The 9,991-nt window shown below is 48.4% G+C and carries 11 protein-coding genes; 5 read left to right on the top strand and 6 right to left on the bottom strand.

The window, feature by feature from the left end:
* Nucleotides 1-2: 2 nt before the first annotated feature.
* Nucleotides 3-1,109, bottom strand: a complete 1,107-nt coding sequence (locus NNO08_RS20170; RefSeq protein ID WP_271457434.1) for an alkene reductase — start codon at nt 1,107-1,109, stop codon at nt 3-5.
* 101 nt (nt 1,110-1,210) lie between these two features.
* On the opposite strand from NNO08_RS20170, the gene NNO08_RS20175 reads away from it, so the two are divergent.
* From NNO08_RS20175 to NNO08_RS20190, 4 genes are all read left to right on the top strand, one after another.
* The gene (locus NNO08_RS20175) at nt 1,211-2,122 is read left to right on the top strand and encodes a LysR family transcriptional regulator (protein ID WP_271457435.1); all 912 of its coding nucleotides are present in this window, start codon (nt 1,211-1,213) and stop codon (nt 2,120-2,122) included.
* 117 nt (nt 2,123-2,239) lie between these two features.
* On the top strand, nt 2,240-3,418 hold the full coding sequence (locus NNO08_RS20180) for an MFS transporter (RefSeq protein ID WP_267437357.1): 1,179 nt from the start codon (nt 2,240-2,242) through the stop codon (nt 3,416-3,418).
* A gap of 35 nt (nt 3,419-3,453) precedes the next feature.
* Complete coding sequence (locus NNO08_RS20185; protein WP_271457436.1) at nt 3,454-3,804, top strand: VOC family protein; 351 nt, start codon at nt 3,454-3,456, stop codon at nt 3,802-3,804.
* A gap of 517 nt (nt 3,805-4,321) precedes the next feature.
* Entirely contained in the window at nt 4,322-5,101 is a 780-nt protein-coding gene (locus NNO08_RS20190; RefSeq protein ID WP_271457437.1) for a glycine betaine ABC transporter substrate-binding protein, read from the top strand.
* A gap of 71 nt (nt 5,102-5,172) precedes the next feature.
* Here the strand turns inward: NNO08_RS20190 and NNO08_RS20195 are convergent, their stop codons facing one another.
* From NNO08_RS20195 to NNO08_RS20215, 5 genes are all read right to left on the bottom strand, one after another.
* Nucleotides 5,173-5,985 carry a DoxX family protein gene (locus tag NNO08_RS20195; RefSeq protein WP_168978869.1) on the bottom strand — a complete coding sequence of 271 codons (813 nt, stop codon included), beginning with the start codon at nt 5,983-5,985 and terminating at the stop codon, nt 5,173-5,175.
* A 19-nt stretch (nt 5,986-6,004) separates the two neighbouring features.
* On the bottom strand, nt 6,005-6,562 hold the full coding sequence (locus NNO08_RS20200; protein WP_271457438.1) for a YbhB/YbcL family Raf kinase inhibitor-like protein: 558 nt from the start codon (nt 6,560-6,562) through the stop codon (nt 6,005-6,007).
* 137 nt (nt 6,563-6,699) lie between these two features.
* Nucleotides 6,700-6,876, bottom strand: a complete 177-nt coding sequence (locus NNO08_RS20205; protein ID WP_267448864.1) for a hypothetical protein — start codon at nt 6,874-6,876, stop codon at nt 6,700-6,702.
* A gap of 185 nt (nt 6,877-7,061) precedes the next feature.
* Nucleotides 7,062-8,156, bottom strand: a complete 1,095-nt coding sequence (locus NNO08_RS20210; RefSeq protein ID WP_267448863.1) for an L-dopachrome tautomerase-related protein — start codon at nt 8,154-8,156, stop codon at nt 7,062-7,064.
* Nucleotides 8,157-8,403: 247 nt separating this feature from the next.
* On the bottom strand, nt 8,404-9,327 hold the full coding sequence (locus NNO08_RS20215; protein ID WP_267448862.1) for a DMT family transporter: 924 nt from the start codon (nt 9,325-9,327) through the stop codon (nt 8,404-8,406).
* Between the two features lie 133 nt (nt 9,328-9,460).
* Between NNO08_RS20215 and NNO08_RS20220 the strand changes: the two genes are divergently transcribed.
* Complete coding sequence (locus NNO08_RS20220) at nt 9,461-9,988, top strand: Lrp/AsnC family transcriptional regulator (protein WP_265640029.1); 528 nt, start codon at nt 9,461-9,463, stop codon at nt 9,986-9,988.
* The last annotated feature ends 3 nt before the right edge of the window (nt 9,989-9,991 follow it).

A 9,991-nucleotide genomic window follows, 5' to 3' on the forward strand; every position in this document is an offset into this window, starting at 1 on the left:
ACTCAGACCCCGGTTGTCAGGGAGGGATAATCGGTGTAACCCACTTCGCTACCGCCAAACAGTGTTGCCGGGTTACCCATTGCAGCCAGCGGCAGATTTTCTTTTAAACGGCGAGGAAAATCCGGGTTGGCGATAAACGGACGGCCGAAAGCGACCAGGTCCACAATTCCCGCAGCCAGCAGCTTTTCTGCTTTTTCCCGGGTGTAATTTCCGGCCACAACAATCGTGCCGCTGAAGGTCGCCCGCAGGGTTTCACGGAACTCATAAGGGACCTGCGGCGCATCATCCCAGTCGGCTTCTGCCAGATGGATAAAGGCGATACCCTTTGTTTCGCACCAGGCAGCCAGCACCAGAATCGCCTCAATCGCCTGTGGGTCATCCATGCCGCGCTGGGTGATAAACGGGGCCAGGCGAATACCGGTACGCTCCGGACCAATGGCTTCGCTGATGGCTTCCAGTACTTCCTGAGCAAAACGCACGCGGTTTGCCAGGCTGCCACCGTATTCATCAGTACGTTTGTTCGAGGAGCGACGCAGGAACTGGTCAATCAGGTACCCGTTACCACCGTGGACTTCCACGCCATCAAATCCGGCTTCCATAGCATTAATGGCCGCCTGACGGTAATCCGCAATCACCTGCTGAATATCGTCACGGGTCAGCTCACGCGGCACCGGACAATCGACCATTTCACCGACGCCCTCCTGGTTTACTACCCACACCTTTGCATCAGGTGAAAGCGCAGAGGGAGCCACCGGTTTACCGTCCGGGTGAAAACTTTCATGGGACATACGCCCCACATGCCACAGCTGTGAAAAAATAATGCCGCCTGTGCAATGGACAGCCTCAGTTACCAGACGCCATCCTGTCACCTGCTCAGCTGAATGAATCCCTGGCGTCCAGGAATACCCTTGCCCCTGGGCTGAAATCTGCGTTGCTTCAGTGATGATAAGACCAGCGCTGGCGCGTTGCTGATAATATTCCGCCATCAGCGCGGTAGGAACATTGCCTGGCTGCGCGGTACGGGCCCGGGTCATAGGAGCCATCACAATACGGTTTTTAAGTGTGTGTGTACCAACAGATGTGGTCTCGAAAAGTGTGTGTTGAGGCATGTTCTGTTCTCCGGAACGGTTGATTGTGCTTGACTTTACGTCCTGCGAGTCGCTTTGATAATGGCAGTGATGACTGATTATCTATTCAGGAAATTGGAATAATGGGTAAGTTTGAAGACATGACGTTACTGGTGGAAGTCGTTGAAGCCGGTGGACTGGCTGCCGCAGGGAGGCGGATGAATCTTTCACCTGCCACCATGACGGCACGGTTAAAGGCGCTGGAAGAACGCTATCAGACCCGGCTGTTTAATCGCTCCACCCGTGCAATTGCACTGACACGTGCAGGTGAGGATTTTTACCACGCCGCACTTCGCGTGATGGAGGAAGTGGCGCAGGCAGAGTCGAAACTGGCACAGAAAGACGGGATAGTCAGCGGCAGCCTGCGTATTTCAGCCCCCTCAGATTTTGGTCGGCAGTATCTTTCAGCCGCACTGCTCGATTTTTCCCGCCTGTATCCTGAAGTCAGAAGCTCTGTCTATCTGAGTGAAAGCGTGGTGGATTTGATTGCTAACCGTCTGGACATGAGCGTGCGCTTCGGCAACCTCCCGGACAGCAATCTGGTGACGAAATCTATCCGCTCTAATCATCGGGTGCTGGTTGCGTCAAAAAGCTACCTTCAAACACATGGAACTCCTGTGCATCCGGATGAACTTCACGGGCATCGTTGCCTGGTGATGGAGCAGCGTGGCACGCTGATGAACGAGTGGCGCTTTGAAGAGCATGATACGCCCTCCGTGGTGCGGGTTACACCGGCCATGGTATGTGATGATGGCGCGCTGTTACGTCAGTGGGTACTGGCAGGTGCGGGTATCGCCAGCAAATCATGGTGGGATGTGAAGCGCGATGTCGAACAAGGCCGGCTCACCGTGTTATTTGCCGACACCTTTATTGGCTTCAGCCGTCATGACAAAAAACAGGTGGGTCTCCAGTTTGTCTACCCGCAGAGGCGATTTCAGCCCCTGCAGGTGACGGCGTTCAGCGAGTTCTTTATTCACTGGCTGGATAACGAATAACGCAGTGGTCACCGGTTTATTCATTAAAATGAAATAATCAATTCTGTTTTACTGCCATTATCAAATGTAGCTCCGTGTCCGAGAATGAATCCCATCATTCATCTGCCAGAGTCACTTATGAAACCGCAGCGTATTCCATTACAGGTCTGGATACTGACCTTATCCGCTTTTGCTATCGGCACCGCTGAGTTTGTGGTCGCCGGGTTATTAACCACCATGGCGCACGCCCTCAATATCACCGACGGCCAGGCGGGAAACGTTATCACTGCTTATGCTATGGCGATTGTTATCGGCGGACCTGTGCTGACGCTGTGGCTCGCCCGTTTTGAAAAACGTAATGTCCTGGCCGGGCTGATGGTGCTGTTTATTGCCGCCAACCTTGTCAGTGCCTTATCGACCAGTTATCCGGTGCTGCTGGTCAGCAGGGTACTGGCAGGACTGGTACAGGGGCCGTTTTATGGCATCGGCGCGGTGGTGGCTACGCGACTGGTGGCAGAAAACCTGGCAGGCCGGGCAGTCGGTCAGATGTTTGCCGGACTGACGCTGGCGAACGTGCTGGGGGTGCCGTTTGGGTCATGGATTGGCAATATCTTCGGCTGGAATGTGACGTTTTACGCGGTCGCAGCCCTGGGCGCGGTGGCGCTGATTGCCATCATATCCACCATTCATCGCCAGCCCATTGAGGAAGGTAAAAGTATCCGTCAGCAACTGGCTGTGTTTCGCCATGGTCCCCTGCTGGCAAGCCTGGCGATTACCGTCCTGAGCTGGACCGGTTTCATGACCCTGTACGGATATATTGCACCGCTGGCTGAGCAGGTCGCTGGTTACAGTGTCGGGGCCCTGACCGTCCTGCTGTTTGTGGTGGGTATTGGCCTGGTGGCAGGCAACCATATTGGCGGTATCACCGCTGACCGCAATCTGCGTCAGGCGCAGCTTTTATGGCCAGTGCTGATGGTGGTATCCCTGATTGTTGTTGGCCTGGTCAGCAGTCATTACTGGCTGTTTATGGTGGCGACGTTCCTGTTCGGCATTGCTTCTTTTGGCAATGTTCCGCCGCTGCAGATGAACGTGATGAAACACGGTAGTGCCGCACCAGAGCTGGCGGGCACCGCCAACATCTCAGCCTTTAATCTGGCCAATGCGCTGGGGGGTGTTATCGGCGGACTGACTGTTGACAGTACCTTCGGTGCAGCCGGTATTCCCTGGGTAGCCACGCTGATACCGCTTGCCGGCATTGCGTATGTACTGTTCAACCGCCGCCACACCCGACTGAACATTCAGGCAGCGAGGTCATAATGTATATCGATCACGCGACATTCCGAAGCAGTGACATGGACGCCACACGAGACTTTTTTATCTCAGTCTTTAATTTACTGCCCGGGGCGCGCCCCGGCCTTATCAGCAACCGCATTCCCGGTTACTGGCTCTATGCGCAGGACAAACCACTGGTGCATATTATTCCTGCGGGCGACGAAGGGCACCCGTTACCCGCTACGGCGATTGACCATGTAGCATTTCATCTCGAAGGCTACGCAGCCTTTCGGGAAAAGCTCCAGGGTCTTGGGATACATTATTCTCTGATGGACCTGACTGATATTCAGGAGCGGCGAGTTTTTATACGAGCACCCGGAGGGCAGTTAGTTGAAGCGGTGTTCAGTGAACCTGTACCGGAGTCAGCATGATGGACAATGCTATTTTCTGAAGCGGTTCGGGTCTGTACGCATGTCACTTTGTTGTCAGCATCTGGTTTATGGCGGTATCTATTGTCAGGCAGTATGGCAGGTTATCGAATTTAAATATCACCATGCAGGGATAACGGGCAAATCTGAGGCCAGTTATCCCGGTTATTTTCACTTTTGAGAGATAAGTCTTAATGTTCAGTCATTATTTTTAAACGGTTCGATTTGCGCTATTTTATAATCTGAGCTTTTAACGGTATTAATAAAATATCCTGCTCTTACTATAAATTAACAGTCATCACTTCTGTGATACTTATATTGATTTTTACACATTAAGAAAGACAAGAGCGGATGTTCTCTGTTGGGGATGGTTCCTATGAGTCCACATGCTCTATAAAAAAATATCATTCAGCCGCGCCCCGGTATTAAAGTTCGACGTAGTAACAGAAATGTTACTTTTACGCTATGGCTAATACAGCATAGCGTTTTTTTATCCGACTATATTCCTTTGAGGACAAGCATGAAAAAAACACTTCGTATCGGTCATATTGATTTAAGTTTCCATGCTGCCAGTGCAGCGCTGGTTTGTACTGTATTTGAAAAATATGGCTGGCAGGTTGAAATGACCGCCAGCCCTCATGAAGAGATGTTTAAGCGCTATGGGAAAGGAGAAGTGGACATGCTGGTTTCAGCCTGGCTCCCTGCCAGCCACGATGTCTATCTGGCCCCTTATCGGGATAATACGGTTAAATTAACAGTCCTGTATCATCCTTACTGTATATGGGGAGTCCCTGATTATATCTCCCCCAGCGATGTGGCCTCTGTTGAAGACTTACTCAGACCTGATGTCCTGTTGAAAATGGAAAAAAGGATCCTGGGTATTAATCCGGGAGCAGGAATCAGCCGTTTTTCTCGTACTATGGTCGAGGAATATCAACTTACCCATTCCGGTTATTATTTTGAAAATGGCAGTGAAGATGCGTGCTACAGCAATTTTGAACAGGCTGTCAGCGATCAGCGCTGGATCGTTGTTCCCTTGTGGCATCCGCAGTTCCTGCATCACCGATACACCATTCGGGCATTAGAAGAACCAAAAGGATTACTTGGCGGACAGGATGAGGCCACGCTGATTGTATCCCGGTCGGTTATCGGAGATTTTGAACCCCCGTTACTGGCGGAGTTGCAGGCTTTATCTCCAGGTAATGACGCAATCAGCGAACTGGATTATCTCATTTGCAGAGAGAATAAAACACCACGACAGGCAGTTGAATCCTGGTATCAACGTCATTCCCGGATTTGATAGCCTGGTTGTATAATGAAACGGTAAACAACGACAGGTTCATGTTGTTTACCGCTTACGATTGTCCGTAATCAGAAGTCTTTTAAACGCGTGTTTACACCCGAGAAAGGAGATAAGGCCGGATGGAAGGCCGTTTTCCATTCCTGATCCAGTGATAATCGTCCGGCGGTATCAGGCAACAAAAACGGGATAATGACCATAAAATAAAAGAACGGGAATTCCCATCCCCCACCGGACATCATCCAGGTATAACCAATACCAAAATGTCCACTCATCACTTCTGCTGCAATAAGGTATATCGCGGCAATGAAAGCACCTGCCCGGGTGAGTAAACCAAAGCCAATTAAAACAGCTGAAGTAAATTCAGCCAGCCCCCCCAGAATAATCATACCTGATGCCATATTTGCACTGAGCACTGTGCCAAATGTGTGCATGCCCACAACATTCTGGAAAAAGCTCACGAGACCGGCATCATGATATGATACAAATAATTTTTCCGTGCAGTGTGTCAGGAAATTAAATCCAACAAACATTCTTAAAAAAGAGAGTGCAACTTCCTGGTTATTGTACTGATGAATCCCATCGCGAAAAATTATGACAGCCTGGATCAGTAGTGGAATAAATGTCATAGATGTTAACCATCCCACGCGCGACCAGTCATGCTGATCGGCATTTCTGACCACTATCAGCGTAAAAAAAAGCGTCAGCATAAAGCTGATAAGGCGGTTTTTACGCCATAAAAGTGTCGTCAGCGGGATCAATAATGAGAATAATGCCATCGTTATGGCAGACCATGTTCCGTCATAGTTATTCAGATAGCTAACTGAGACGATGAAGGAGATCATCCCTGTAATAAAAGTCAAATAATAAATTTTCGTTTTCATTTTTTTACCTTTTAACAGGTTATTTTGTCTGAGTTGTCCTGAACACCCGAAGCGTTAGTGTGGCTTTAGCCAGAGAATGCTTGTTAATAAAATAACCAGTCAGGGGGGCTGTAGAGTTTACCGGGGCCTCCAGTTTTTCAACATCAAGCGCATGCAGAGTGTAAATATACGAGTGGACTTCTCCGGCCGGTGGGCAGGGACCAAGAAAACGGCTGTTACCAGTGTCATTAGCTTGTACTTTTGCTCCCTGCGGTATTTCATTTCTTGCCAGATGATGATGGGATGAAGGAATATCAATCATCATCCAGTGCCAGAACCCACTCCCCGTATCCGCATCTTTATCATAAAAAGTGATAGCAAAACTGCGCGTATTTTCGGGGGCAGACTGCCATGCCAAGGCTGGCTGGATATTTTTTCCTGTGCAACCGAAATCATTTGCCAGTAAATCAACAGCTATATTTTCACCTTCTTTCACTTCTGCGCTATTAAGAGACATGCTCGCTGCGAAACCGGTGGCAGTTGATAAACCCGATAACAGGACAAGCGGCAGTATTATAATTTTTTTCTTTAAATGCATATATCCTCCATGCTGAAATATGAAGTGGGTATTGGTAAATACATTTAATTTATAACACTGCGGTTCGTTTTTGGTTATCAATCAATACTGAATGGATAATTCACGCCACATGAATAATGCAAAGTGAGTTATGGGATTTAAGTCTTGTTTTTATGTTTGCGAACAACTGTACTGTAACAACAGGAGGTTAATAGATCTTCGACTTGTTTAATCTGCGCTTCAATTATCTGAATATGTTCAGCCAGCCAGCAGAGACTAGCTCCGGCAAAAGAGGATATTTTTGCATGGTCAATACCAGGAGTTGATACCTTCATGCTGATGCTCCTCATTTTTCGGGATGTGTTGCCACAATCCAGCCAGATTCTATGGCATCGTAAAATGAGGAGTGTCCATCATATTATCTCAGTATCAACTGCCGGCCAGCCAATATCTCGTTTCACTTAACGTGAGCGACACATCAACAGGCGCGCAGGCTGGCATACGGCCAGCCTGTTACGATTCACTGACTGGATGTGAACGGTTGTGTATCGTCTGTCCATACACGCAGAATACGATAGGGGGGCTCACCTTTATCGCCAGCACCAGTAAACGCAGCGCTTCGATGCAGTTGGTTAGCCGAAATATAAAGCCAATGTTGATCGCCAAATTGAACGCTGTCAGGCCAGTCAAGCAACGCTGAGCGCACCAGCGGGATCAATTTCCCTTTACTATCCATCATATCAACACCGTTATTATTCAGATTAGTAAAGTAATGCCTGCCCTGTGCAGAAATAGCGGCACCATCTGAAACCGGTTTTGTACCTGCAGTACGAATATGTTGAGCAATGGCTTTATCATCAGCCTTCTGCAGGTACTCGGTATCAATTTCATACCAGGTGGTACCGTTCATTGCGCCAAAAAATAAGGTTTTACCATCGGCTGAAAGTGTTATTGGATTCACGCCGACCGAAGCTGGCTTGCCATTAAACAGGGTATCCTGACCATCAATATGCATCACCGCCGATTTTTCACTTTGCAATGCAGGATGGCCGGAAAAACGGCTGGCTTTTTTACTGGCGATATTAACGGTAATCAGTCCAGGATTACTGATGTCTGCCAGATAGATCCACCCACTGCGTGCATCAACAACCAGATCCTGAATAAAACTACCGCGAGGCGCGATAGTGTCATCCAGTTCGATGGTCATCAGGTGCTTACCACTTTTTATGTCAAAGCTAATTATACGGGTTTTGCCAGAGTTTAGACCCATATCTACCAGCCATAAACGATTTTGCGCGTCGCGTGTAATACCTAATGGTGTATCAATTTGATGAGATAAACTTTGGCCTTCGTTTTTTTGCCAGGAGTCATCGGGCCAAGCTTTCCAGGTCTCTTTGCCTGTGATCTCAATCAGACGCCAGCGTGAGGGGCGATCCAAAGGGTGTACCGTTGCAAATACGCGGCCATCATCAGAGACGGTGACATTTCCCGGCCGAATATTCAGTGCAGCAACAACTTCCAGGTCACCTTTTTTAAACTGTGTCTCTGCAAATGCAGTCGTTGAATTAAATATCAGTACAGATAATAAGCTGGCGATTAACGTTTTCTTATTCATTTCATTCTCCATAATCAGGTAAACACATCATGGGCACAGACAGCGCTTAAAACACAGTCAATAGAAATAGACTTCCACTGCATTGAGCAACAGATATGTAATTATTGTCCTGTATCATAGTAAACAGGCCGGTAGGGAAGAAAAACCCTGTGACAGAGACAGGTGTTATACTCAAAAAAAGAAAATCCCCTGAGACGTACTTCTAATTTCATTACCATTTCTGGTAGTAAGATGCCTGTTATTCTCTTTATTGACGGCTGGTTAATGCAGTAAAAAAAACGCCAAGGCAAATAAGCATCAGCCCGCTAATAAATAAAGGTGATAATTGATTTTGCAGCCACAAGGCGGAGGCAAGCGCGCCAATAATCGGTACGCCAAGGGTAAAGTTGGACATGGCAAACGTAGTAATACGTCGACCATATTCAGAAGAGATCACGAAACAGAAAGAAGTGGCGACGGGACCAATAAACAGTAACTGCCACAGTAAGCCATGTGTGATGTGAATATCAGACACCGGACGCTCGAACAGAACAGCGGCTATCCCCAATAAAACGGACGCGATTAACATCTGCCAGGGCGCAAGTTGCAGCGGTGTGGAAACCCAACGATGATGTCGGACATGATAAATCACAATTGACCAGGCAATTGCACAAAGCAGTAATAACAACGCCGCTAACAGACTGTAATGATCCCATCGCATCTCCGATGGCGAACAAATCAGCGCCACCCCGGAGAGTCCGGTCATCAATGCCAGCAATTGCGCCCGGCCAGGACGAACTCTCAGCATAATAGCCGTCAGCAATATACTCCATAACGGCGTGGTATAAGCCAACAAAACCGCGCGGCTGGTGTCCGTATATTGCATCGCAATCATCCCCAATCCGGTAAACAACATCATTTGCAGAATCCCAACACTAAGGATAACAGGCCAGTCCTGACGAACCGGTAAGCGGAGTTTCCCCCTGAAAGCCACAAAAGCAAACAAACAAATTCCGGCCGTTGCAAAACGTAATGTCGCCAGCCAGAGTGGCGGAACACTATCCAGAGCCTGACGCGTCACCGGCCAACTGGTTCCCCACAGGACAACCATCGCCGCAAGCCAGCCCAGCGTGCGCATTTTCGTCGTAGATGGGCGGCAACCGATCGCACTTTCACAATTTTGTATGGACATAAGACGGACTCCTGATAGCAGAAACGACCGTACCATGTTAATTTCTTTATCAGGGTAAATTGGTTCTATATTGACCGTTAAATGACTAAATTAAGAATAAATATTTCTACCTTCATGTGATTTGAGGAAAATTATGTCCACCAATCCTGTTCATCTTGATGAAGTTAGCCTGCGCATTCTCGATATCCTGCAACATAACGCGGATATCAGTAACACTGAACTGGCTGAAAAAGTCGGCCTGTCAGTATCCCCCTGCTGGCGTCGTGTGGCAGAGATGAAAGAGAATCATGTTATCAGGGGGTCGGTCATGCTGGTGGATCCTCTGAAGTTGGGGTTAGCGGTCAATGTGTTCGTGCATGTTTCCCTGCGCCAGCAGGATAAAACCTCACTGCAAAAGTTTACTGAAGCGATAAGCGATCGCGAGGAGATCATGGAGTGCTACCTGATGACCGGGGAAGCGGACTTCCTGCTAAGGGTAGTGGTGGAGGATTTACAAAAATACCAGGTGCTGATTATGGAATGTTTGACGCAAATTGAAGGCGTAGCGAGTATTCGTTCCAGTTTCGCGCTGAATCAGGTGAAATATACAACCGTACTGCCTACCCAACATCTGAAGAGAAGTACTCACAACAGGTATTATCCACCAAATAATAATAACTAGAAA

The sequence above is a fragment of the Citrobacter sp. Igbk 17 genome, assembly GCF_028069775.1.
Lineage (GTDB): Bacteria > Pseudomonadota > Gammaproteobacteria > Enterobacterales > Enterobacteriaceae > Citrobacter.

What these genes read in the sequence shown, in the direction of transcription:
- NNO08_RS20170 (WP_271457434.1), bottom strand. Translation starts at nt 1,109, where the DNA reads ATGCCTCAACACACACTTTTCGAGACCACATCTGTTGGTACACACACA.
- NNO08_RS20175 (WP_271457435.1), top strand. Translation starts at nt 1,211, where the DNA reads ATGGGTAAGTTTGAAGACATGACGTTACTGGTGGAAGTCGTTGAAGCC.
- NNO08_RS20180 (WP_267437357.1), top strand. Translation starts at nt 2,240, where the DNA reads ATGAAACCGCAGCGTATTCCATTACAGGTCTGGATACTGACCTTATCC.
- NNO08_RS20185 (WP_271457436.1), top strand. Translation starts at nt 3,454, where the DNA reads ATGGACGCCACACGAGACTTTTTTATCTCAGTCTTTAATTTACTGCCC.
- NNO08_RS20190 (WP_271457437.1), top strand. Translation starts at nt 4,322, where the DNA reads ATGAAAAAAACACTTCGTATCGGTCATATTGATTTAAGTTTCCATGCT.
- NNO08_RS20195 (WP_168978869.1), bottom strand. Translation starts at nt 5,985, where the DNA reads ATGAAAACGAAAATTTATTATTTGACTTTTATTACAGGGATGATCTCC.
- NNO08_RS20200 (WP_271457438.1), bottom strand. Translation starts at nt 6,562, where the DNA reads ATGCATTTAAAGAAAAAAATTATAATACTGCCGCTTGTCCTGTTATCG.
- NNO08_RS20205 (WP_267448864.1), bottom strand. Translation starts at nt 6,876, where the DNA reads ATGAAGGTATCAACTCCTGGTATTGACCATGCAAAAATATCCTCTTTT.
- NNO08_RS20210 (WP_267448863.1), bottom strand. Translation starts at nt 8,156, where the DNA reads ATGAATAAGAAAACGTTAATCGCCAGCTTATTATCTGTACTGATATTT.
- NNO08_RS20215 (WP_267448862.1), bottom strand. Translation starts at nt 9,327, where the DNA reads ATGTCCATACAAAATTGTGAAAGTGCGATCGGTTGCCGCCCATCTACG.
- NNO08_RS20220 (WP_265640029.1), top strand. Translation starts at nt 9,461, where the DNA reads ATGTCCACCAATCCTGTTCATCTTGATGAAGTTAGCCTGCGCATTCTC.